The 23665-nt window shown below is 61.3% G+C and carries 20 protein-coding genes, 1 tRNA gene and 2 pseudogenes; 13 read left to right on the top strand and 10 right to left on the bottom strand.

What is annotated here, in order from left to right:
* Positions 1 to 346 precede the first annotated feature (346 nt).
* Positions 347 to 2404 (top strand): methyl-accepting chemotaxis protein, encoded by a 2058-nt coding sequence (locus tag HT737_RS10440; RefSeq protein WP_095668327.1) that lies wholly within the window; start codon positions 347 to 349, stop codon positions 2402 to 2404.
* Here the strand turns inward: HT737_RS10440 and HT737_RS10445 are convergent.
* Positions 2397 to 3299, bottom strand: a complete 903-nt coding sequence (locus HT737_RS10445) for a LysR substrate-binding domain-containing protein (protein WP_182402468.1) — start codon at positions 3297 to 3299, stop codon at positions 2397 to 2399. The genes HT737_RS10440 and HT737_RS10445 overlap by 8 nt on opposite strands.
* A gap of 227 nt (positions 3300 to 3526) precedes the next feature.
* On the opposite strand from HT737_RS10445, the gene HT737_RS10450 reads away from it, so the two are divergent.
* From HT737_RS10450 to HT737_RS10475, 6 genes are all read left to right on the top strand, one after another.
* Complete coding sequence (locus HT737_RS10450; RefSeq protein ID WP_131671046.1) at positions 3527 to 4645, top strand: ABC transporter ATP-binding protein; 1119 nt, start codon at positions 3527 to 3529, stop codon at positions 4643 to 4645.
* 15 nt (positions 4646 to 4660) lie between these two features.
* Positions 4661 to 5581, top strand: coding sequence for an ABC transporter permease (locus tag HT737_RS10455; protein ID WP_182402469.1), 921 nt, complete (start codon positions 4661 to 4663; stop codon positions 5579 to 5581).
* Positions 5581 to 6387, top strand: a complete 807-nt coding sequence (locus HT737_RS10460; RefSeq protein WP_047296524.1) for an ABC transporter permease — start codon at positions 5581 to 5583, stop codon at positions 6385 to 6387. The genes HT737_RS10455 and HT737_RS10460 overlap by 1 nt, the downstream gene beginning before the upstream one ends.
* A 27-nt stretch (positions 6388 to 6414) precedes the next feature.
* The gene (locus HT737_RS10465) at positions 6415 to 7461 is read left to right on the top strand and encodes an extracellular solute-binding protein (RefSeq protein ID WP_182402471.1); all 1047 of its coding nucleotides are present in this window, start codon (positions 6415 to 6417) and stop codon (positions 7459 to 7461) included.
* 61 nt (positions 7462 to 7522) lie between these two features.
* Positions 7523 to 8977: an amidase gene (locus HT737_RS10470; protein ID WP_182402473.1), complete on the top strand. Its 1455-nt coding sequence runs from the start codon at positions 7523 to 7525 to the stop codon at positions 8975 to 8977.
* 86 nt (positions 8978 to 9063) lie between these two features.
* A tRNA-Met gene (locus tag HT737_RS10475) sits at positions 9064 to 9140 on the top strand.
* Positions 9141 to 9236: 96 nt separating this feature from the next.
* Here HT737_RS10475 and HT737_RS10480 read toward each other — a convergent pair.
* Positions 9237 to 10337 carry a DUF2817 domain-containing protein gene (locus HT737_RS10480; RefSeq protein ID WP_121187172.1) on the bottom strand — a complete coding sequence of 367 codons (1101 nt, stop codon included), beginning with the start codon at positions 10335 to 10337 and terminating at the stop codon, positions 9237 to 9239.
* Between the two features lie 263 nt (positions 10338 to 10600).
* Here HT737_RS10480 and ggt point away from each other — a divergent pair.
* Positions 10601 to 12434, top strand: a pseudogene (ggt, locus tag HT737_RS10485) (gamma-glutamyltransferase).
* 90 nt (positions 12435 to 12524) lie between these two features.
* On the opposite strand, the gene HT737_RS10490 reads toward ggt, so the two are convergent.
* From HT737_RS10490 to HT737_RS10500, 4 genes and pseudogenes are all read right to left on the bottom strand, one after another.
* The gene (locus HT737_RS10490; protein WP_182402475.1) at positions 12525 to 13124 is read right to left on the bottom strand and encodes a flavin reductase family protein; all 600 of its coding nucleotides are present in this window, start codon (positions 13122 to 13124) and stop codon (positions 12525 to 12527) included.
* A gap of 170 nt (positions 13125 to 13294) precedes the next feature.
* Positions 13295 to 13903, bottom strand: coding sequence for a methyl-accepting chemotaxis protein (locus tag HT737_RS32705; RefSeq protein ID WP_373557817.1), 609 nt, complete (start codon positions 13901 to 13903; stop codon positions 13295 to 13297).
* Positions 13883 to 14611: pseudogene (locus HT737_RS32710) on the bottom strand (PAS domain-containing protein); the annotation flags it as partial. The pseudogene HT737_RS32710 and the gene HT737_RS32705, both read right to left, overlap by 21 nt.
* Before the next feature lie 111 nt (positions 14612 to 14722).
* On the bottom strand, positions 14723 to 16036 hold the full coding sequence (locus HT737_RS10500) for an MFS transporter (protein ID WP_182402479.1): 1314 nt from the start codon (positions 16034 to 16036) through the stop codon (positions 14723 to 14725).
* Between the two features lie 340 nt (positions 16037 to 16376).
* Here HT737_RS10500 and HT737_RS10505 point away from each other — a divergent pair, with 340 nt between their 5' ends.
* On the top strand, positions 16377 to 17795 hold the full coding sequence (locus HT737_RS10505; protein ID WP_182402481.1) for a TIGR00366 family protein: 1419 nt from the start codon (positions 16377 to 16379) through the stop codon (positions 17793 to 17795).
* A gap of 42 nt (positions 17796 to 17837) precedes the next feature.
* Here the strand turns inward: HT737_RS10505 and HT737_RS10510 are convergent, their stop codons facing one another.
* Positions 17838 to 18176: a DUF86 domain-containing protein gene (locus HT737_RS10510; protein ID WP_182402484.1), complete on the bottom strand. Its 339-nt coding sequence runs from the start codon at positions 18174 to 18176 to the stop codon at positions 17838 to 17840.
* The gene (locus HT737_RS10515) at positions 18173 to 18463 is read right to left on the bottom strand and encodes a nucleotidyltransferase family protein (RefSeq protein WP_041074825.1); all 291 of its coding nucleotides are present in this window, start codon (positions 18461 to 18463) and stop codon (positions 18173 to 18175) included. The genes HT737_RS10510 and HT737_RS10515 overlap by 4 nt, the downstream gene beginning before the upstream one ends.
* Before the next feature lie 148 nt (positions 18464 to 18611).
* Here HT737_RS10515 and HT737_RS10520 point away from each other — a divergent pair, with 148 nt between their 5' ends.
* The 3 genes from HT737_RS10520 (at position 18612) to HT737_RS10530 (ending at position 22296) form a co-directional block, all read left to right on the top strand.
* Entirely contained in the window at positions 18612 to 20306 is a 1695-nt protein-coding gene (locus HT737_RS10520) for an acid phosphatase (protein WP_182402486.1), read from the top strand.
* 116 nt (positions 20307 to 20422) lie between these two features.
* Positions 20423 to 21604 carry a hypothetical protein gene (locus HT737_RS10525; RefSeq protein ID WP_182402488.1) on the top strand — a complete coding sequence of 394 codons (1182 nt, stop codon included), beginning with the start codon at positions 20423 to 20425 and terminating at the stop codon, positions 21602 to 21604.
* 176 nt (positions 21605 to 21780) lie between these two features.
* Positions 21781 to 22296 carry an SET domain-containing protein-lysine N-methyltransferase gene (locus HT737_RS10530; RefSeq protein ID WP_182402490.1) on the top strand — a complete coding sequence of 172 codons (516 nt, stop codon included), beginning with the start codon at positions 21781 to 21783 and terminating at the stop codon, positions 22294 to 22296.
* Position 22297: 1 nt separating this feature from the next.
* On the opposite strand, the gene can is transcribed toward HT737_RS10530, so the two are convergent.
* Entirely contained in the window at positions 22298 to 22942 is a 645-nt protein-coding gene (can, locus tag HT737_RS10535) for a carbonate dehydratase (protein ID WP_041074817.1), read from the bottom strand.
* Between the two features lie 139 nt (positions 22943 to 23081).
* On the opposite strand from can, the gene HT737_RS10540 reads away from it, so the two are divergent.
* Positions 23082 to 23486, top strand: coding sequence for a serine kinase/phosphatase (locus tag HT737_RS10540; protein ID WP_131671039.1), 405 nt, complete (start codon positions 23082 to 23084; stop codon positions 23484 to 23486).
* Here HT737_RS10540 and HT737_RS31180 read toward each other — a convergent pair.
* A partial coding sequence (locus HT737_RS31180) for a hypothetical protein (protein WP_220459359.1) occupies positions 23483 to 23665 on the bottom strand: 183 nt, incomplete at its 5' end. The genes HT737_RS10540 and HT737_RS31180 overlap by 4 nt on opposite strands.

Below are 23665 nucleotides of genomic sequence, written 5' to 3' on the forward strand. Positions count from 1 at the left end.
AAGAAAAATCTGTAATCCCCGCCCCCCTGTAGGGAGCTGCCGCAGGGTGCGATCTTTTTGATTTCTGTTTTTTTAAAAGGGGCAAAGATCAAAAGATCGCAGCCTTCGGCAGCTCCTACAGGTGGAAAGGGTGATAGCTCAACGCCATGGTCTGAATCTTGCCTTGCTTCTCCCCTCGAACGCGGCGGCCTTACAAAGGTCGTCGAGAATGGGAAGTTTCGCTACAGAGCCGGCCTACCGAGCGGGCGAGAGTGAACTTTCGAGGCCTTTTAGCAGGGCACAACATCGAGGTCGCACGACCGCGATGCACGCCATTGGTGCGTGGTGTCCAGAGGAGTCATGGGGCATGCAGGCTTTCCTTTCACCGGGGATCAAATTGCTGGGGCGGTTTGGCTTCGCGCGTAAATTCCAGCTGTTGTTTCTGCTGTTCATTCTGCCGTTGGCCGGCAGCCTGTTGATGATTGGTCAGGACTATCGCAACAAACTCAATCTGATTGCCGGTGAGCGTGCCGGCGTGCGCCAGTTGCTCAGCCTCGATGCCCTGGACAACCTGCTCGCCGCCCAGCGTGACCGCGCCGCCCGTTGGCGCGCCACCGAAACCAATCGCCAGCCGACCCCGGCCACCCTCGCCGCCATGGCGGCATTCGATGCAGTGCAACCGGCCCTCCAGCAAGCCACCAGCGATCTGGGCAATGCTCTGAACAAGGAAGGCGCCGAAGGTGAAACTTTCGCCCGCTATCAAGCCCTGCAAACTGCGCTCGGCGGTCTGGATTCGAAAAGCCTGAGCAGCGTCGGCTGGTGGCCGGACGGTTACGACCGCTTCACCAACGCCCTCAGCGCCCTGCAAGCGTTGCGCGAGCAAATCGTCATGGACAACCGCCTGACGCTGGCGCCATGGCTGGAAACCTATCTGCTGACGCAGATCTCCACGCAGCACGCACCGGATCTGATCGAGCGCGTAGGCCGCCTCGCCGCCGTCGGCCAGGCTTCGGTGGTCTCGGGACAATTCACTTTGCAGAGTCGCTTGCAACTGCGCGATCTGCGTGGCCGCATCGGCGATGCCCGCGAACAGCTTGTCAAAACCGCAGGTCTGCTCGAAGCGCGTCTGCCGAGCGATTTGCACACCTGGGCCGGTCAGTATCACGACAGCCTCAAGCGCCTTGATGCCGGGCTGAAGGTGCTGGATGACGGCGTGTTTGGCGGCAGCATTACACTCAAACCGGAAGACTTCGAACGCAGCCTCGATGCACTGTTGGGCGATCTCGCCTCATTGCGCCAGCAATCACTGCTGTCGCTGGATCAGCGCCTGGACGCTTACCACGGCTCGGCGATTCGCCAATTCATCGTGGTCGCCGCGGTGTTCGGTTGCCTGTTGCTGGCGGCGTTGTACCTGTTCGTCTGCCTGCAAGCCTCGATCCGCCGCAGCGCCAGCGGCATTACCCTGCTTGCCGAAGCCCTGCGTGACGGCAACCTGAGCCTGCAAGTGCCGGTGGTGGGCCGCGACGAGCTGGCGGCGATCAGCACCGCGCTCAACGTCGCCGTGGTGCAACTGCGCGCCAGCATGCTCGGGGTCGATCACGAAACCTCGCAACTGAGTCACGCGGTGCGCAGCCTCAACGATCATTCCAGCGGCGCGCTGAGCGAAGTCGAAGCGCAGCAATTGCAGATCAGCCAGATCGCCGCCGCTGCGACGCAACTGGCCGCCACTTCGCAGGGTGTGGCGCAGAGTTGCGAACAGGCCTCCGGCAGCGCCCAACAGACCCGGCGCATCGCTGCCGACAGCAGCCGCGACAGCCAGCGCACCACGGCGAGCATTCAGCAACTCAACCAACGCCTGAACGACACCGCAGCGGCACTCGGTCGCGTCAGCGAGCAGGGGCAGCAGATTCAACTGGTGGTCGACACCATCCGTGGCGTCGCCGAGCAGACCAACTTGCTCGCGCTCAACGCCGCCATTGAGGCCGCACGCGCTGGCGAACAGGGACGCGGCTTTGCCGTGGTCGCCGATGAAGTGCGCAGCCTGTCGCAGCGCACCCAGTCATCGACCGCGCAGATCGCCGGCACCGTCGACAGCCTGCGCGCCACGGTCAACGAGGCGGTGAGCCTGATGGAAGCCGCCTGCGGCCAGGCGCAATCGGATGCCGAAGCCGTGACCGGTCTTGGTGAACGTCTCGGCGAAATCGCCAGCGCAGTGCAGAGTGTCACTGACACCCTGGCGCAGATCGCCACCGCCGTGGAGGAACAGGCAAGCACCGCCGATGAAGTCAGCGGCAATATCCAGCAGGTCGATCAAGCCGCGGTGCGTCTGCTTGAGGGCGCCCGCGCGGTGAATCTCGCGGCGGATACCCTGAGTCAGGGCAGCAAGGCTCTGAGCGACAACACCGCACGCTTCCGGCTCAGCTGATCACGGCTTCGGGGAAGTCCGCTTCCAGCTCGGTCTTCAGCCACTGGATAAACCACGCCACATCCGCCGAGAACTCGGCGGACGGCGTGAGGACCCGATAGCTTTCCAGCTTCACCTGCGCGTCCACCGCGCGCACCAGTTTGCCGGACTTGAGCTCCTCGCGAACCAGCACTTCATTGGCCAAGGCAATGCCCTGCCCGCTCTCGGCCACCGACAGCGCGTGATCGTTGTTGACGTAAAGCATGTCGGAATTGAGGTGAATATCCAGCTCGTTGGCGGCGAACCACAGGTTCCACCACTCGCCGTCATCGACGTGGATCAGTTCATGGCGAACCAGATCTGCCGGGCCGATCATAGGCTCGATGCTGGCGAGGTATTGCGGGGTGCAGATCGGAAACACGCGCGGGCAGATCAATGCTGCACGGGAGTCGGCGTACTGCCCGTCGAGGCCATAGACGATGCCCAGATCGGCACTTTTGCCGTCGACTTCGGTGAAGGTGGAGTTTGGCTCGATCGCCAGTTTCAATCCCGGTCGCAGATGCCGCAGGGTTTCGATCCTTGGCATCAACCAGCGCTTGGCAAACCCCGGCACCACCATGATCCGCAACCAGCGCTCGGCATCTTTCGGCCGCGCCTCTTTGCCGGCTTCGATGATCAACTGCAACGCCGCGCTGATCTTGCGGTGGTACTTCTCACCCGCCGGCGTCAGGTTGACCCCGCGCGAGGTGCGCTCGAACAGCTGAATGCCCAGCCAGTCCTCCAGCAACTTCACATGCCGACCAATCGCCGGTTGGGTCACGTGCAGGGCTTTCGAGGCTTCGACGTAGCTGCCCAAGCGTGCGGCGGCATCAAACGCACGCACCGCGTTGAGCGGCGGCAAACGGTGGTCGGGCATGATTCCTGGCGCCTTTGGCTGTTAAATTAACTAACAGCTGCCATGTTTAAATTGAAGTGTCGCCTCACGCAAGCACTGGCTGATAATCGAGCCACAGCAGAACAATAAAACAGCTGGTTTCACCCCGTACGCAATCTCGATCCTGCCCAGAAAAATAATATCCATGGCCCGACGACTTCGCTGATTCGCAGCGCAATCGCAGGCGATGGGGGAATCGGAGGTAACGCATGAATGCCCTGCATTCGCTGCAAACGCTGGCGGTGTCGATCCGCTCGGTGCGCAAGGTTTACGGTGATCCGGACACCGGTCCGGTGGCGTTGAAAAACATCGACCTGGACATCCGCGACAACGAATTCTTCACCCTGCTCGGCCCTTCCGGTTGCGGCAAGACCACCCTGCTGCGGATGATCGCCGGCTTCGAGTTTCCCACCGAAGGCGAGATTCTGCTGTACGGCGAAAACATCGCTGATCGCCCGCCCTTCCAGCGCCCGGTCAACACGGTGTTCCAGCATTACGCACTGTTCCCGCACATGACCATCGCCGAGAACCTGGCCTTCGGCCTCGAATCGCAGCCGATGGGCAAGGTGCTGAACAAAGCGCAAATCACCGAGCGCGTGCGGGAGATGCTCGCGCTGGTGCAAATGGAACGCTTCGCCAATCGCAAGCCGGCGCAGTTGTCCGGTGGCCAGCAACAGCGCGTCGCCCTCGCCCGCGCCCTGGCACCCCACCCGAAAGTATTGCTGCTCGACGAACCCCTTTCCGCGCTCGATCTGAAGCTGCGCCAGGCCATGCGCGAAGAGCTGAAAACCATTCAGGCCAAGACCGGCATCACCTTCATCTTCGTCACCCACGACCAGGAAGAAGCGCTGACCATGTCCGACCGCATCGCCGTGTTGTCCGAGGGCGAAGTGCAGCAGGTCGGCCGTCCGGAAGATATCTACGAACGCCCGCGCAATCGCTTCGTCGCCGACTTCATCGGCGAAACCAATTTCATCCAGGGCACGGTGACGAAGATCGAGGACGGCATGGCCTGGTTCGCCGGGTCGGCCGGGCACCCGCTGCCGGCGCAAGCGTGCAGCGACGTGGCGATCGGCGCCAGCGTGACCTTGTCGGTACGCCCCGAGCGCCTGCATCTGGTGCCTGCCGCAACCGAGGCCGCGCTGCCGTGCCGGATCGAAGCGCAGATCTACCTCGGCACCGATCTGCAATATCAGGTCAGCCTCGGCGACGGCTCGCGCCTCACCGTGCGCACGCCCAACTGCGTCGACCAGAGCCTGCGCTTTGCCGTCGGTTCTCAGGCCGGTCTGCTGTTCGACCGGGGAAGCGCCAGCGTCCTGCACGATTGAGCCTGAGGAGTTGCCATGCACACCTTACCGATTACCAACACGCTGGAACGCCGCAAGGCCTTCCAGAGCTTCCTCGGAGTCAGCCCGGCGCTGGTCGCCATCGGCCTGTTTCTGCTGGTGCCGATCCTGATCGTCATCGGCTACTCGCTGATGGAAGCCAACCCCTACGGCGGGGTCAACAAAGTCTTCAGCACCGATGCCTACACCTCGTTGCTGTTCGAACGGCAAATGGACGACAGCCTGGCCTTCGCCGATTCCTACCTGATCATCGCCCTGCGTTCGGTCGGCATTGCCGGGCTGACCACACTCATCACGCTGTTGATCGGCTTCCCGGTCGCGGTGTGGCTGGCGATGCAACCGGCGCATCGGCGTGGCTTGCTGATCTTCCTGATCACCGTGCCGTTCTGGGCCAACCTGCTGATCCGCACCTACGCGTGGATTCTGCTGCTGCGCAACACCGGGGTGATCAACAACAGTCTGCTGGGCATGGGCGTCATCCATGAACCGTTGCAGCTGTTGTACACCGACGGCGCGGTGCTACTGGGGCTGGTTTATACCTACGCGCCGTTCGTGGTGCTGCCGATCTACGCCACGCTGGAAAAGATGGATATCCGCTTGCTCGAAGCCGCTCAGGATCTGTACGCCGGCCGCGTGCGCACCTTGCGCAAAGTGGTGTTGCCGATCGCCAAACCGGGAATTCTCGCTGGCGCCATCCTCACGTTCGTGCCGTGCCTGGGTGCGATGATCGCCCCGGAACTGCTCGGTGGCGGCACGCGGATGATGCTCGGCAACCTGATTTTCCGGCAGTTCAGCGATGCACGTAACTGGCCTTTCGGCGCCGCGCTGTCGCTGGTGCTGATGGCCGCCGTGATGCTGGTCTTGACCGTGTATGCCCTGCGCGCCGAGCGCCAGCGCATCGCTAAAGGAGGTGCGTGATGCTCGCGCCATTCAAACGCAAAGGGCTGGGCGTGCAGGACTTCCCCGGTTTCGGCGGCTTCAGTTTCCTGTTCTATCTGTACCTGTACGCGCCGATCGTGGTGCTGGTGGTGTTCTCGTTCAACGCCAACCAGTCGGCAACGGTGTGGACCGGCTTCAGCCTCGACTGGTATCGCGCCGCGTTCGCCAATCAGGCCTTGCGTCAGGCCGCCGGCAACAGCCTGTTGATCGCGGTCTGCGCGAGCATGATCGCCACGGCAATTGCCACCCTCGCCGCCCTCGGCACCTCACGCGGCGCCAAGTTCAAAGGGCTGCAACTGTCGATGGGCGCGATCATGTTGCCGCTGGTGCTGCCGGAAATTGTCGTCGGTGTGGCGACCCTGGCGCTGTTCTCCACCATCGGCCTGTCGCTGGGTTACGGCAACCTGATCATCGCGCATACGGTGTTCTGCATTCCGTTCGCCTACCTGCCGATCCGTGCGCGTCTCAACGACATGGACCTGTCGCTGGAGCAAGCCTCGGCCGACCTGTATGCCGGCCCGTGGCGGACCTTTCGCAAGGTGACCTTGCCGCTGCTGATGCCGGGAATTTTCTCCGGGCTGATGCTGGCCTTCATCGTCTCGCTGGATAACTTCGTGATCTCGATGATGGTCGCCCAGGCCGGTACGACAACGCTGCCGATCTTCATCTTCGGCCTGTTGCGCATGGGCGTGACACCCGACGTCAACGCCGTGTCGACCCTGATCCTCGGCGTCTCGGTGCTGTTTGTGAGCCTCTCTTACCTGCTGGGCAAAAAGAACGCCTGAACCTTCCAAGAACTGTGGGGAAATAACATGAGCAAGTGGATAAAAAGCGTCGGCACTGCGTTGTTCCTGACTGTGCCGCTGGCGATGGCCGGCAGCGTTCAGGCTGCGGAAAAACTCAACGTGGTGAGCTGGAGCGGCTACTTCTCGCCGGAGATTCTCGCCAAGTTCCAGAAGCAGACCGGTATCGAAGTCACCGTCGATTCCTACGACTCCAACGAGACCCTGCTGGCCAAACTGAAACAGGGCGGCGCCGGTTACGACGTGGCGATTCCTTCGCACCAGTTCATCCCGATCCTGATCAAGGAAAACCTGTTGGAGCGCTTCGACCCGGTCAAGGAGCCGTACTACGCCAGCGTTGTGGATAACCTGAAAAACCCGAGTTGGGACCCGGAGGGCGCGTACTCGGTGCCATTCATCTGGGGCACCACCAGCGTGGTCCTCGACACCGCGCGCTATAAAGGCCCGACTGACAGCTACAAGGTGTTATACGAGCCGCCAGCCGAGTTGCAGGGACGGATCAACATGTTCGACTCGACCAGCGAGATGGTCGACATGGCCAGCCTCTATCTGAATGTTCCGCTGTGCAGTGAAGACCCGAAACAGATGCAACAGGTGCTGACGCTGCTCAAGGCGCAGAAGCCGTTCGTAAAGACTTACAGCTCCAAGGCCGGCTCGATCCGCGAAAACCTCGCCTCGGGTGAAATCGACATGTCGATGTTCTGGGGCGGCTCATCGATGCGCGCCCGCGAGATGAAACCGAGCCTGAAATACCTATACCCGAAAGAAGGCGTACTGGCCTGGGTCGACAACATGGTCATCCCCACCGGCAGCAAGAACCCGGCGAATGCCAAGGCGTTCATCGCCTTCCTCAGCCAGCCGGAAAACGCGGCGATGACCCAGAACTTCCTCAAACACCAGAGCCCGATCAAAGGCGTCGAACCGTTCCTCGATGCGACGCTCAAGGATGCGCCGGAATTGCACATTCCCGAGGGCACCCACGTGGTGTTCAGCAAGACCTGCGGCGAAGGCGCGATCCGCCTCGCTGACCGTCTCTGGACCAACCTGATGCGTTGATTCCTGCCGCCTCGGCATGACGCCGGGGCGTTTCTTCAGCCGTCTGAAAGGCGCCGTTGTCATGAATTCCAATAACATCAGCGAACTGGTCCTTTTACAGGCCCACGCCCTCGCCGACCGCATCCGCCTGCGCCAAGTGTCCTGCCGCGAAGTGATGCAGACTTATCTTGCCCACATCGAACGCTTCAACCCGCAGGTCAACGCGCTGATCAGCCTGCAGGCACCGGATGTTCTGCTGGCCCAGGCCGATGCGCGCGACGCCGAACTGGCCCGTGGCGAATACCGTGGCTGGATGCACGGCCTGCCCCACGCGATCAAGGATCTGTCGCTGACCCAAGGCATCCGCACCACGCTCGGCTCACCGTTGTTCAAGGACTTTATCCCCGAGCGCGACGGCATTATGGTCGAGCGGATCAAGGCTGCCGGCGCGATCATCATCGGCAAGACCAACACCCCGGAATTCGGCCTCGGTTCGCAGAGCTATAACACGCTGTTCGGTGCTACCGGCTGCGCTTATGACCCGAGCAAAACCGCCGGTGGCAGCAGCGGCGGCGCAGCAGCGGCGCTGGCGATGCATCTGGTGCCGGTGGCCGATGGCAGCGACATGATGGGGTCGCTGCGCAACCCGGCGGCGTTCAACAATATCTTTGGTTTCCGCCCGTCTCAGGGCCGCGTGCCGTTTGATGACAGTGCCGATCTGTTTTTCGATCAACTTGGCTATGAAGGACCGATGGCCCGCAGCGTGCGCGATGCGGCGTTGCTGCTGTCGGTGCAGGCTGGGGGCGATGCGCGGGCGCCGCTGTCGATCAGCGAATCGGGAGCGGCATTCGCCGCGCCGCTGGCGCGTGACTTCAAAGGCACGCGATTGGGTTGGCTGGGAGACTTCAACGGTTATCTGCCGATGGAAAACGGCGTTCTGTCGCTGTGCGAGAGGACCTTTGCCGACTTTGAAAGCCTTGGCTGTCACGTTGAATCCGTTCAGCCGGGGTTCGCGCCTGAGCGACTGTGGAGCAGTTGGCGCACTTTGCGGCACTGGATGGTCGCGGGTTCGTTGGGCGCGGCCTACGCCGATCCGCAGAAACGCGCGCAGTTGAAACCGGAAGCCTGTTGGGAAGTGGAAAACGGTCTGAAGCTTTCGGCGAGCGAAGTGTTCGCCGCGTCGGTGGTGCGCAGCGATTGGTATCGGGCGATTTCCCGGTTGTTCGAACGCTTCGATTACCTGCTGCTGCCCAGTGCACAGCTCTTCCCGTTCGATAAAACCCAGCCTTGGCCGACGTCTATCGAGGGCGTGAGCATGGACACGTATCACCGCTGGATGGAGGTGGTGATCCCCGGCACGCTGTCGGGTTGCCCGGTGGCGAGCGTTCAGGCCGGCTTCAATGCGCAGGGGCTGCCGATGGGGCTGCAGATCATCGGCCGGCACCAGGCCGACTTCGCGGTTCTGCAACTGGCGCACGCCTATGAACAGGCCAGCCGCTGGTTCGAACGTTGTCCTTCGCCGCTACTTGGCCTGTGATTTTGATAAACGGTTGAAAGCGTAGAAAAAATTTTTAAATTTACGCTTGACGCTTTTCCGTTTCAGGGGAATAATGCGCGCCACTTGGCTACATAGCTCAGTTGGTTAGAGCATAGCATTCATAATGCTGGGGTCCGGGGTTCAAGTCCCTGTGTAGCCACCAAGTACTAAAAACGGCTTACCGAAAGGTAGGCCGTTTTTTTATGCCTCAAGAAAAGTCCGATGTTGTGATGAGGGGATTTCTCCCCTCATCTGGTTTTCAGCTTGCCAGTGCTGTCAGTCCTTTCGCCCAGATCTGCCGAGTGCGCAACCCGACCATCGCACGCCAGTCCGGATCGGCCGGATAAAACTGCTCCAGCAGATTCAACTTGATCGCCCGCCCCGTCGCATCCAGCGGATCACCATGCAGGTGCAGCCATTGGTCATCGCGCAAATAACGATGCACCTCCGGCCCCGGATACGTTCCGCACTCAATCACGAACGGCATCAGTTGCACACCCGGTAATGCGTTGAGCAACGCCTGCGAGGTGTAGCCGGTCGCCGTCGCCGCGACACCGGTTTCGCTCAACGTTTGCGCGCCGGTGTGCAAGGTGTAAAGCCACGGGCCGTAGATCGATTGCGCTTGCACCAGCGCCGGGTAAGGCGCTTGGGTAATGGTCAGCAACATCGGATGGCCGTACTCGCCAGCACCGGTGTGCAGGTCGAAGCACATCACGGTTTCAGCACCGGTCAAATGCGCGTCGATAATCTGATGCAAGGTGCGATTCGACCAGCTCGGTGCGCGGCCGCCATAGAACAGGCCATCGGGATGACTGTGCTGACCGCCCTCGACAATCGACATCACCGCCGGCCAGCCGTGTTCGGCAATCTGTGCGTCGAGCAAGGCATCGGCCTGCGCGCGCTGCGGTCCGTGCAAATCGGTGCAGGCGTATATCTCGTGCAGCGTGGCGTAGGCGCGGTTATCCGGCAACGGGGCGGTGAAATCCAGATGATTGCGGTTGAGGTCGATGTTGTCTTCGTTGACCCGGCGCAGCCACGCGGTGCCCCATGGGTTGATCAAGTGGATCATCACAACCGCGACATCCTTGGGCAGCGAGCCGGGAACGAAAGCTTGCAACCAGTCGATCTGGCAATCCGAACCGTAATAGCCCTCAACTCCGTGAGTGCCGCTGAGTGCCACCAGCCGGCGCTTTGCCTGTGGATCACCGAGCACAGCGACGTCGGTGCTCAAGGGTTCGCCGAACGGGCCGCAACGCGGATGGGCGTACGAGGTGAGCGTGGCTCCGGCAGTTTGGGCGGCGGTCAGAAACTGTTCACGCTGATCACGGTAACTGGACTCGGTGGGAAACTCGCTGTGCATGTCGGCCTCTTGTTGGTTTTGTACTTGTGGGAGCGAGCCTGCTCGCGAAGCGGTCTTTCATTCAATATTCAGGCTGGCTGATACACCGTATTCGCGAGCAAGCTCGCTCCCACAAGGGCTTTGTTTCAGTTCGATCAATTTGGCATTGACCCTAGCGAACATCCGCCCCGAAAAGAAAGGCAAAAATGCCCGGCGGTTTGCGTCGCGACCGGCCGGTCGATAAAGTCCGTCAGACCTTTTACCCCACGGACGGAGAGCCCCACGTGTTCCCAGCCCTGCCCCTGAGCCGCTTTCGCCTGCCTGCCCTGACGCTGATCATCAGCGCCCTGACCCTCACCGCGTGCAACGCCCCGCCTTCCTCGACCTTGCCGCTGGCACCGGAAGCCGCTTCCGGTTACCGCACCGATCTGCAGACTCGCCACGCCAGTCAACACATGGCCGCAGCCGCCAACCTGCTGGCCGCCGAGGCCGGGCGCGAGATGCTGCGCAAGGGCGGTTCGGCCATCGACGCGGCGATTGCCATGCAAGCAGTGCTGACCCTGGTCGAGCCGCAATCCTCCGGGATCGGTGGCGGCGCGATGATCGTGTTGTGGGACGGCAAACAGGTGCGTACCTACGACGGTCGCGAAACCGCCCCGGCCGGCGCCACCGAGAAGCTGTTCCTGCAGGCCGACGGCAAACCGATGCCGTTCCCGCAGGCGCAGATCGGCGGGCGCTCGGTGGGCACGCCGGGGCGTGTTGCGTGCACTGGAAATGGCGCACAAGCAACATGGCCGGCTGCCGTGGGCCACGCTGTTTGAGCCTGCGATCAAACTCGCCGGGCAGGGCTTCGCGATTTCGCCGCGCCTGCATTCGCTCTTGGCGTCCGACCCGGTGATCGGTAAATCGCCGGACATGGCCGCCTACTTCCTCAACCGCGACGGCAGCGTCAAAGCCGTCGGCACGCGCCTGCAGAATCCGGCACTGGCCGCCGTGCTCACGCGCATCGCCCACGAAGGTCCGGACGCGCTGTACAAAGGCTCGATCGCCGAAGAGATCGTCGCCAAGGTGCAGGGCCACGCCAACCCCGGCAGCTTGTCGCTGAATGATTTGCAAGGCTACAAGGCCAAAGAGCGCGCTCCGCTGTGCACCGACTACAAACGCTGGCAGGTCTGCGGCATGCCGCCGCCGTCGTCGGGCGGGATTGCCGTGGCGCAGATTCTCGGCACCCTGCAAGCGCTGGAAAGCCGCGATCCACGCCTGTCGCTGACGCCGCTCAAACCCGTGAAAACCAACAAACCGGCCGGTATCGAACCCGATCCACAAGCCGTGCACCTGATCGCCGAAGCCGAGCGCCTGGCCTATTCCGACCGCGCGCAATACGTGGCCGACACCGACTTCGTCCCGGTACCGGTCAAGGGTCTGGTGGATCCGGGCTATCTGGCCAGCCGCGCCAGCCTGATCGGCGAACGGAGCATGGGCAGCGCCAAACCCGGCACGCCGCCGGGCGTACAGGTGGCCTACGCGCCGGATCGCTCACCGCTGCGTATCTCCACCTCGCAAGTGGTGGCGGTGGATGACCTCGGTGGCGCGGTATCGATGACCACCACCATCGAAGCGGCGTTCGGCTCGCACCTGATGGTGCAGGGCTTTTTGCTGAACAACCAGATGACCGACTTCTCGTTCATCCCAGAAGAGAACGGGCAGAAAGTCGCCAACCGCGTCGAACCCGGCAAACGCCCGCGCTCGTCGATGGCGCCAACATTGATCTTTGATCGCGACAGCGGCGAGTTCCTCGCCAGCGTCGGCTCGCCGGGCGGCTCGCAGATCATCGAATACGTGGCCAAGACCACTGTCGGCCTGCTCGACTGGAACCTCGACCCGCAAAGCGCGATCAGCCTGCCCAACTTCGGCAGCCGCAATGGCCCGACCGAACTGGAACAAGGCCAGTTCAGCCCTGCGTTGATTCAGGCGTTGAAAGACAAGGGCCACACAGTCAATGAAATCGACATGACCAGCGGCACCCAGGCCATCGTGCGGGTCAAGGATGCGCAGGGTAAAGCGTCGTTGGCGGGTGGTGCGGATCCGCGGCGTGAAGGGGAAGCGTTGGGAGATTGAGGCTACGCATGGAAAACAAAAGGCTTACTGCGAGGTAAGCCTTTTTTATGCCGGATAAATTGTGCTCATCTGCCGCAAAAGGCTCGCGAATCAAACCGGCAGGGTTTTACCGTCCACCGCATCGCCAATCGTCAGGAAATGCCCGCCGGCCACGTGGTGCAGCGTGCGCAAGCCGTCGTGCCCGTCGAAGTGCCAGCGGCCGTCGCTGAACACCCGTTCATCGGCCTGAGCGGCGATGACTTCGGCGAGGAACAGGTCGTACTGCTCGTGATTGCGCGGTTCGGGCAGCAAGCGGCATTCGAGCCAGGCCACGCAGCCTTCAAGCAACGGCGCCTCGACAGTTTCACCGATGAAGGTTTGCAAGCCGTAAGCCTGAAACTTGTCCAGCCCCTGACTCTGCTGGATCTCCAGCCCCGAGGTATTGCCGACGGTTTGCACGATGTCAGCCTGATTGACACACGGCACGTTGAGCACAAAAGTGCCGGACGCTTCGAGCAACTGCCGGGTCCAAGTGGACTTGTCGAGGACGACGGCGACTTTCGGCGGTTCGAAATCCAGTGGCATTGCCCAAGCGGCGGCCATAATGTTGCGCTGGCCGTCATGAGCGGCGCTGACCAGCACGGTCGGCCCGTGATTGAGCAGACGGTAGGCTTTGTTCAGGGGAACCGGGCGGCGGTGGGAGGCGCTCATGGGGATCTGCTCCGGGAAAAAGGAACAGATTGTAGCGCCAGCTGCTGGTGAAAACCTGTAGGAGCTGCGGCACGCTGCGATCTTTTGATCTTGATGTTGATCCTTGAAATCAACATCAAAAGATCGCAGCCTCGTTGCACTCGGCAGCTCCTACAGGTATTGGCGGGGAATCAGTTAGAGAGTTGATTGGCAAACTGCCCGACCGCATCCACCACTTTCTGCGCGCCGTCCTGAATCTCGACGATCACCGTGCCCGCCTCCGCCGCCAGCGCCAGGCCTTGTTCTGCCTGCAGCTTGCCATCGGTCATCAGGGCCACAGCGTTACGCGCCATTTCCTGGTTCTGCCGCACCACGCCAACGATCTCTTCGGTCGCCTGACTGGTGCGCGAAGCCAGTTGTCGGACTTCGTCGGCCACCACCGCAAAGCCCCGGCCCTGCTCGCCAGCGCGGGCCGCTTCGATGGCCGCGTTGAGCGCCAGCAGGTTGGTCTGTTCGGCAATGCCACTGATGGTTTTGACGATAGTCCCGATCACCTGCGACTGCTCGTTCAGTGCCTCGATGCCCTCACCGGCCGCCTGCATGTGGCGTGACAGATCACGCATCACATTCACCGCCTCGGTGACCACCGTGGTGCCACGTTGCGCGGTGCTGTCGGTTTGCTGCGAAGTGCTATAGGCAATGCTGGCCGCGTCGGCAACCGCTTGTTCACGGTTGACCTGATCGGTGATCACCGTGGCGAATTTCACTACCTTGTACAGTTTGTTGTTGGCATCGACCACCGGGTTGTAGGACGCCTCCAGCCAAACCGTACGACCGTGGCTGTCGACCCGTTTGAAACGGTCGGCGACAAATTCGCCATTGTTCAGGCGACGCCAGAAATTCTGGTACTCGGCGCTGTTGTACTCCTCAGGCGTGCAGAACATCCGGTGATGTTTGCCTTTGATCTGCGCCAGGCTGTAACCCATCCCATGCAGAAAACGCTCGTTGGCATTGAGCACGTTGCCGTTGAGGTCGAATTCGATCACCGCTGTCGAGCGCACCAGAGCGCCGATCAGGTTTTCGTGTTCGCGCGAGGCTTCGATGGTGCGGGTCAGGTCGCTGGAGAAGATCGAAAAATGCTTGATCCGCCCGTCCGAAGCGCGCACCGGCTGCACGATGGAGCGCAGCCAGGCTTCTTCGCCATTACCGCGCAGCAGGCGCACTGCACCAGCGAAATGTTCGCCACGGGTCAGGGCGGCCTTGAAACGATGATGAAAGTCATCGGCCTTCACATGCGCCGGAACAATGTCTTCAATGGCGCGCCCCACCAGATCCTGGCTCTTGTAGAGCATCTCGCCGAGGAAGTTGTGGTTGACCGACTGAATCCGGCCATCGGGTTCCAGGGTCAGCACCAGCATCTCGCTTTCCAGGCTTTCCTTCACCTGCAGCAGGCTGGAGAGTTCTTCACGAAGAGTGGCCAGCTCTTGCTTGAGGCGTTTGTTGAACATGGGCAGATACCGATGGAAAGAAAGCGGGATGCAGACTAGCCATCGGCCTTGAATTTCTTTTCTGAAGAGCGCTTGAGACCCGTCGGTCAAAAATAGTTCACGAGCGTGCGATCAGACAGTTCCGGCCACCTGGCATTGCCCTGTACGCGGCATCCGCGAGCCGAAATACAGCGCACTCAACAGCCCCACCACGCCCATCACCGCACAGAACATCACGCAGATCCACGGGCTCCACGGCATCAGACCGATCAGCAACAGCGGTGTCATGCTCGCCCACGCGGCGTAGGCAATGTTGTAGGTGAAGGAGATGCCTGACACGCGAATTCGCGCCGGGAACAACCCGACCATCACCGACGGCACCGCCCCCACCACACCGCAGGCCAGGCCGGCGATGGCGTATGCCAGCCCGATCCAGTGACCGCCCATGATCAAGCAGCTGTAAAGCACGCCGATTCCCAAGGGCAGCAGCAGGCTATAGAGCATGACGGTGCGCCAGGCCCCCAGACGGTCGACCAGCAGCCCGGCGATCACACAGCCGATGTTGAGGAAGACAATGCCCAGCGCACTGAGGGCGAAGGTATGGCTGGCGGTCATGCCGAAGGTTTTCTGCATCATGGTCGGCGTAATGACCACGAACACCACCACTGCCGAGGTCAGCACGCAGGTCAGCAGCATGGCCGGCAACATCGCCAGTCGATGCTCGCTCAGCACCGTACGCAGCGGCAGTTCAACCCGCGCTTCACGCTGCGCCTCCATGGCCATGAACACCGGGGTTTCGCTCAACCAACGGCGCAGGTACACACCGACCACGCCGAACACGCCACCGAGCAGGAACGGATAACGCCAGGCGTAATCGAGGATTTCCGCCGGGCTGAACACTTGTGCAAGGAAAGTCGCGGTCAGCGCACCAATCAAGTAACCGAAGGTCAGCCCGGCCTGCAAAAAGCCCAGCGCGTAACCGCGATGTCCGGCAGGCGCGTGCTCGGCGACGAACACCCAGGCACTCGGCACCTCCCCTCCAACCGCTGCGCCTTGCAGGATGCGCAGCGCCAGCAACAGCAGCGGCGCGAAATAACCGATCTGGGCATAAGTCGGCATGATCCCGATCAGCAGGCACGGCAGCGCCATCATCAGGATACTCAGGCTGAAGACCTTTTTCCGGCCCAGGCGATCGGCGAAATGCGCCATCAGGATCCCGCCCAGTGGACGCGCCAGATACCCGGTAACAAAGATCCCGAAGCTTTGCAGCAGACGCAGCCATTCGGGCATTTCCGGCGGGAAGAACAACTGGCTGAGGGTCAGGGCGAAGAACACGAAAATGATGAAATCGTAGATCTCCAGCGCCCCACCAAGGGCCGCAAGGCCGAGGGTCTTGTAATCGGAACGGCTGAACGGCGCCGGTCGGGCTGGGGATTGGGCAGTCATGGCAAAGCACTCTGGCAGGCAAAAAACCAAGGCGCTCATGGTCTACGCAAATCCGCCCGGGGACAACCCGTTAGACCATGGTCACGGTTTGGCAGAACCTGCTCACAAAATGGCGGCGGTTGATTTACTGTTGAGGCTTGTCTGGCGGGACACATCTGAATCAGGTCTACCTCTGTGGCGAGGGAGCTTGCTCCCGCTGGGTCGCGAAGCGGCCCCCCTCTGAACTTTAGAAGAAGGGGACTGCTACGCAGTCCAGCGTTAGCAAGCTCCCTCGCCACAGGGTTGTCGGGTTTGAATGTCCCAAGGACCACAATAACCATAAAAATCCGAGGTACTCCCTGTGGCCGTTGATATCGAAGATAGCCGCTCCGCGCGCTTTGCCTTGCGCTGTTCAAACTTTGCCGAACGCTGGTTCCCCGACTCCTGGGTGTTCGCCGCGTTGGCCGTAATCATTGTCGCGCTGGCCACGTTGGCCATGGGCGCGAAACCCACCGATGCCGCGATGGCCTTCGGTGACGGGTTCTGGAGCCTGATTCCGTTCACCATGCAAATGGCCTTCGTGGTGATTGGCGGCTACGTGGTCGCCAGTTCGCCGCCGGCGGTCAAACTGATCGACAAACTGGCGCGCATCCCGAAAAACGGCCGCTCCGCCGTGGCCTGGGTCGCACTGATCTCGATGATAGCTTCGCTGTTGAACTGGGGTCTGTCGCTGGTGTTCGGCGGGTTGCTGGTGCGCGCCCTCGCCCGCCGCACCGATCTGAAAATGGATTACCGCGCGGCCGGTGCGGCGGCGTATCTGGGCCTCGGTGCGGTCTGGGCCCTGGGCCTGTCATCATCGGCGGCGCAATTGCAGGCCAACCCGGCCAGCCTGCCGCCGGCGATCCTGTCGATCACCGGGGTGATTCCGTTCACGCAGACCATTTTCCTCTGGCAGTCCGGTGCGATGCTGCTGGCGCTGATCGTGATTTCGATCATCGTCGCCTACGCCACCGCGCCCGGCCCGAACTCTGCGCGCGACGCCAAGGATTGCGGCATCGACCCGGCGTTCAATCTGCCACCGCTGCAACCGCGCACCCGGCCCGGGGAATGGCTGGAGCACAGTCCACTGCTGATCATTCTGCTGGTATTGCTGGCGGCCGGCTGGCTGTTCCACGAGTTCTCGACCAAACCGGCGATCACCGCGATTTCCGGGCTCAACACCTATAATTTCCTGTTCATCATGCTCGGCGCGCTGCTGCACTGGCGCCCGCGCAGCTTCCTCGATGCGGTGGCCCGCGCGGTGCCGACCATCACTGGCGTGCTGATCCAGTTCCCGCTGTACGGCTCGATTGCTGCGCTGCTGACCACGGTCAAAGGTGCCGATGCGCAGACGCTGGCGCATCACATCTCGACCTTTTTTGTCAGCATCGCGTCCCACGACACCTACGCGCTGTTGATGGGCGTGTACTCGGCGATTCTCGGTTTCTTCATCCCGTCCGGCGGCGGCAAGTGGATCATCGAAGCGCCGTACGTGATGCAAGTGGCCAACGATCTGCAATACCACCTCGGCTGGGCGGTACAGATCTACAACGCCGCTGAAGCGCTGCCGAACCTGATCAACCCGTTCTACATGCTGCCGCTGCTGGGTGTGCTCGGCTTGAAGGCGCGGGACCTGATCGGCTTCTCGTTCGTGCAATTGCTGGTGCACACGCCGCTGGTGCTGTTCCTGCTGTGGGTGCTGGGGACGACATTGGCGTATACGCCGCCGGTGATGCCATAGATTGACGAGATAGCACCTGCCTCAGGGCAGGTGCTATCAATGTTACTCGGAGGGCAAGACTCTCAATAGCTCAGGCAGGGCAACCTGAACTGTTTCCCAAACGACATCCAGATTGATGTCGAAATAACCATGAGCGATCCGGTTACGCATCCCGCGCATGCTGCGCCAGTAAGTTTGAGTGTTCTGAGCCGCGAACTCCGGAAACCGGTCCATTATTTTGGTTGCCGCTTCGCCAATAATGACCAGGCTCATGATGACCGCTTGTTGCGTCCGTTTGTCGTCGACGAACTCTTCCTTGCTCAGACCTTCGACGAAGACCAGCGCATCGCTTGCAGCTTGACGCATATGCTCAAGGTAATCGCCAAGCCGGTTCGCGATCATACGGGACGGGCCTGTTCAAGTACCTGCTGACGAAACTTCAGCGGAAGATCTCCTGGGGTCAACAGGTCGACGGTAACGCCCAGCAAATCTTCGAGCTCAACCTGAAGCCCGCCGAGATCAAACAAGGTGGTACCGGGCAATGGATCGACCAACAGATCAAGGTCACTGCCCTCCATATCGGTACCTAGCAGCGTCGAGCCAAACACACGCGGATTGGCCACACGGAATCTGCCGACAACCTCACGAACGGCAGCTCGTTGCAGATCAAGAGCAATGGAAGGCTTCATGGTTCACTCAGGCCAGTTTCGCTATTGCAGCAGTCTAGCAGTGCGAAGGGGTCCTAGACACCGCACGATTTTGTAACCCAACCGTCACATTCCCTTGCTAGCGTCCGCCCGAAACAAACTGAAACAATTAAGCAAAACGGGCTGACAGATGAAAGACGAAACAGACAGCACTGACGCACCTGAATCCGACCCCCCCACCGACACCAGTCGCCGCCGCTTCCTCGGTGGAGTTGCCGTCCTCGGTGTGGGCGCGACGTTGGCCGGTTGCGGTAACGCCAGCAACCCGCCGGGCAAACCGGCCGAGCGCCCGCTGACGTCAGCCGAGCTGGACAAGGCCCTGCGCGATAACGTGAAAACCGTGGTGGTGATCTATGCCGAAAACCGCAGCTTCAACAACCTGTTCGGTGATTTCCCCGGTGTCGAGAAGCCGCTGTCTGCGCTCAAACCTGCCAATTACCAGCAACGTGATCGCGACGGCAGCCTGCTGCAGACACTGCCTCCCGTCTGGGGCGGCGTGTTGCAGATCGGCCCGCAAACCCTCGATGGCGTGACCTACCCCGCCGCCGTGCAGTTTCAGGAAAACCTGCCCAACGCACCGTTCGCCCTCAAAGGCCCGAACGGTGAAGACCTGCCATTCGGTCTGGTCACCCGCGATTTGTGGCACGTGTTCTATCAGAACCAGATGCAGATCAACGGCGGCAAGAACGATGGCTTTGTTGCCTGGGCCGATTCCGGCGGGCTGACCATGGGCCATTACGCTCAGAGCCGTTATTCCCTGCGTCTGTGGGACGTGGCTCAGGAATTCGTGCTGTGCGATAACTTCTTCCAGGGCGCGTTCGGTGGCTCGTTCCTCAACCACCAATACCTGATCAGCGCCACCGCGCCGTTCTATCCGGACGCGGCCAATTCGGTGGCCAAGTCGCAGATCGCCGCGCTGCAAAGCGCCGACCCGGCCGATCCGCGCCTCAAGCCGCTGGAGGCATCGCCGGCCAGCGCCATGAGCGGCCCGCCGCAGTTCGGCCCGAGTGCGCTGACGCCGGACGGTTACGGTGTCAACACCCTTGCCCCGCCGTACTGGCCGACATGGATTCGCGACCCGGAGCGTCCGGCGTACTCCAAACCGGATCTGCCCAACGTGCTGGTGCCGCAGACCCACGAGCACATCGGCGACAAGCTGTCGAAGAAGAATGTCGATTGGGCCTGGTACGCCGGCGCGTGGCAGGCGACGCTGGATCAATACAAGGATTCCGGCGGGATTCCGAAGATCCCCAACTTTCAATATCACCACCAGCCGTTCAACTATTTCCAACAACAAGGCCCGGAAAACCCGCAGGAGCGCAGCAAACGCCTGCGCGATGCCGGGCTGGGGGATGAATCGAGCACCAACAAATTCTTCGCCGACGCCGAGGCCGGCAAGTTGCCAGCGGTCACGTTCTACAAACCACAAGGCAACCTGAATATGCACGCTGGATATGCCGACGTGGCCTCCGGTGACCGGCACATCGTCCGCGCCCTCAAAGTGCTGCGCGAAAGCCCGCAATGGAAAAACATGGTGGTGATCGTCACCGTCGATGAAAACGGCGGCTGGTGGGACCACGTGGCACCGCCCAAGGGCGATCGCTGGGGGCCGGGATCGCGGGTGCCGGCGCTGGTGGTGTCGCCGTTCGCCCGCAAAGGCACGGTGGATCACACGGTCTACGACACGGCGTCGATCCTGCGCCTGATCACCCGGGTGTTCCAACTGGAAACCCTCGACGGCCTCAAGCAGCGCGATGAAGCAATGATTGCCCGTGGCCAGAAACCCATGGGCGATCTGAGCAACGCCCTGCATTTTCAGGCGTGAGCCGAGTGCGGCGAGCTGACGAAAAATCCGCGAATGACAGCTTCACTGTGCAACACGGCTGATCCAATATGAAGCGCCCCAAACTCCGGGGAACCCACGCTGAAAAGGATCTGAGCATGTTCAAACTCGCAGGATTTACCCCCGCCGCGCTGACACTCGCCGCGCTCACATTGAGCGCGGCGGCGCACGCCGATGTCGATCTGAAGCTGGGCAGCACCGAGCGCGTCACTCGCCTTTTTGCTTACCCCAACAACTGCAGCGTGATCTGCTATCGCAACTGGACGCGGGAGCAGACCGTCGCGCATTACCTGAGCCAGAGCGTGCAACGCGATGGCTATAGCAATGCGAAGGTGTTGGTGAAGAACGATAACGGGCAGATTTACGCCGAGATCAGCGGCGTTCCCGAAGGCTACGACAAGCCGCTGTCAGCGCTGCTCGACGCCGGTGATCTGGCCTATACCGGCGCCAGCAAGCTCAATGCCGATGGCAAATGGGCGTACAACTGGTACCTGTTCCTGCCGCTGGGCATGGCCCTGGAAAACCGCAAGAGCGTCGAGCTGCTGCACTTCCCGCCGGATTACTCGCTGACCCAGGCCCAGGATTACTTGCGCTCGAACACCACGGATCGCTGGGCCACGCTGTTGACCGCCAACGGCATTCCGGCCGACCAGACGCCGGCCTATCAGACCATCATCGACATCGCCCCCATCGCGGCGCCGTCCAATGCCGGCAGTGACCTGGAAGGTGTCTACGACTACTTCAAGGATTATCAGACCACGCTGGTCAAGCAGTTCAGCCAGACCAGCGCCGGCACCACCCTGCCGATGGTCGCGTTCGGCGCACCGGTGCGTAACTGGATCAAGCAGCAATATGGCCCGACCGTCGCCGTACTGGGGCTGGCGACCATCAGCCCGAGTGCGGGGGTGAACGTGCCGGTGCTGGGTTCGAACCATCCGAGCTACATCTGGTACGCCGCCGATCCGGCCAGCTACGACGGTGATGAAGCGAAAGCCGATGCCGCCGGCTTGAAGGTCATGGGGCAGGACTTGAGCGCGGCCTGCTGGCAGGCCGGGATGGGCAGCAAGCCCGGCACCGATGCGAAAACCCTGCTCAACAGCTGTACGCAAACCTGGCAAGTGACGCAAAAGGGCAAGACCTGCGAGTTGTTCTACACCTCGATCCGCAATCTGACCCCGGCCGAAGCTGCTGCCAAGTGCTCGACCACGCCGATCAAGGCACAACTGCAACAGCTTCAGGGCGAAATGCCGGCCACCGCCGTTCCCGCGCCACACCTCTGATGGGCTGAAAGCCTTCCCGTGTCAGTCGATGCTGACACGGGAAGCAGTCGATCACGCCTGTCAGATCTGACAGTAGACGCTTTGACGTATACGCGAGAGGATTGGATCCAAACATGTTGCAGCGCTGACAGGACGTCAGACCAGGGAAGTCGCAACATTTGCCGACAGGGATCGTTATGAACAATCAGGCTCATCAGCATCACATCCCCCGCGACGCACCCGGTATCTATCCGTTTGCCGGATTGCCCGTGCGCCTGGGTTTCCCATCCAGCGAGGACTTCGAAATCGTTCAGCAAGACGATGGCCGCGCGTCGGTGGTAGCGCGCCGGGCGTTCCTGCGGATCACCCGGATGTGTCGGGTGTCCGGGCAATTGCTGCCCTATCGCTGCCGCCAGACTCGCCAGCTACTGGTCGGCATCCATCTCTACGATCCGCGTTTTTGCGGATTGCTCGAACATGCCTGCGACCCGAATACGTTCCTCGACATGAGCGAATTGTGGTTATGGGCGCTGCGCGATATTCAGCCGGGAGACCACCTGACCATCGACTTCGCGGCCACCGAAGACCGTTTGCTGCAACAGTTCGCCTGTACTTGCGGCTCGCCGCGCTGCCGTGGGTGGATCAACGGTTACGATGAGCCACCCACGATCGAGGGTCAGCACTTTTTGCAGCGCTGGCGACATCCAGACTGAGTTACAACGCTCCGACCGGACGCAGACGGTACTGCGGCGGCAATTGCTCGAAGCCGCTGATGGTGGTGTTCAGGCTTTTCCAGCGACCGTCCTTGATGCCGTAGATGCAGCCGTGAATCGACAGGCTCTGGCCGCGATGCCAGGCGTTCTGGATGATGCTGGTATGGGCGACGTTGGCCACTTGCTGGATAACGTTCAGCTCGCAGAGACGGTCGACCTGTTCTTCCTCGGTCGGCAACTTGGCCAGTTCTTCACGTTTTTCGTAGTACAGGTCACGGATCGAGCGCAGCCAGCCATCAATCAGGCCGAACTGGCGATCCTGCATCGAGGCACGCACGCCGCCACAGCCATAGTGGCCGGTCACGAGAATGTGTTTGACCTTGAGCACGTCGACCGCGTACTGGATCACCGACAGGCAGTTGAGATCGGTGTGCAGCACGACGTTAGCGACATTGCGGTGCACAAACAGATCGCCCGGCAGCATGCCGACGATCTCGTTGGCCGGCACCCGTGCGTCGGAGCAGCCGATCCACAGATATTCCGGGGTCTGCTGGCGCGCCAGTTTGGCGAAGAACTCCGGATCTTCCTTGGTGATCGCGTCAGCCCAGCGCTCGTTGTTATCAATCAGGTCTTGTAAGTCGTGCATGGTTAAGGCCTCAAGAAAGATGCGCTGGTATGACAGACGACCACCCGTCGGGGTCACGCAAGGGTCGCAAGTGTTTTCGGTGGAATTCCTGGGTGTGCGGTGAGTCCACCTAGTAAGGCCCACAGTATGAGGATTTGCCATGACTGATTCACGACGTCCGTACGATGCGGTGCAACCGGAACCGATCGATGATAACGAGGACCGCATGGGCTCGGTGCATGAACTGGATTTCGATGAAGACGAACCCAGCGCGAAAATCGGTGACGAGATTCCGGAACGTGAACGCGAGCAGTTGATGCCCAATGAGCGAGTGCGTGAGGCCGGGTTCACCGGCGCATCGACCGCTGACCATGAACCCACCGATGATGACCTGAGCCCGGAAACGCTGATTCATGAAGATGGCGCCCGGGATGCCGAGGAAGCTGGCGAAGGCAATCAGGCGGATTGGGATCTGAGCATTGTCGACGAAGATGACATCGGCGGCGGCAATGGTCTGGATGAGGCGGAGCTGGCGCAGCGCGATCCGCTGGATGGCAACCGCTAGTCACCGCCATCATGCAATCCCCTGTAGGAGCTGCCGCAGGCTGCGATCTTTTTGATCTTGCTTCTAAAAAACAAAAACCAAAAGATCGCACCTTCGGCAGCTCCTACAGGGATTTCGGTATTCAGGTAGATAAGTGTTGCGCCAGCAACGGCAGCAGTTGTTCGCATGACGCCTCCGAT

Source organism: Pseudomonas sp. MD195_PC81_125, assembly GCF_014060985.1.
GTDB lineage: Bacteria > Pseudomonadota > Gammaproteobacteria > Pseudomonadales > Pseudomonadaceae > Aquipseudomonas > Aquipseudomonas parakoreensis.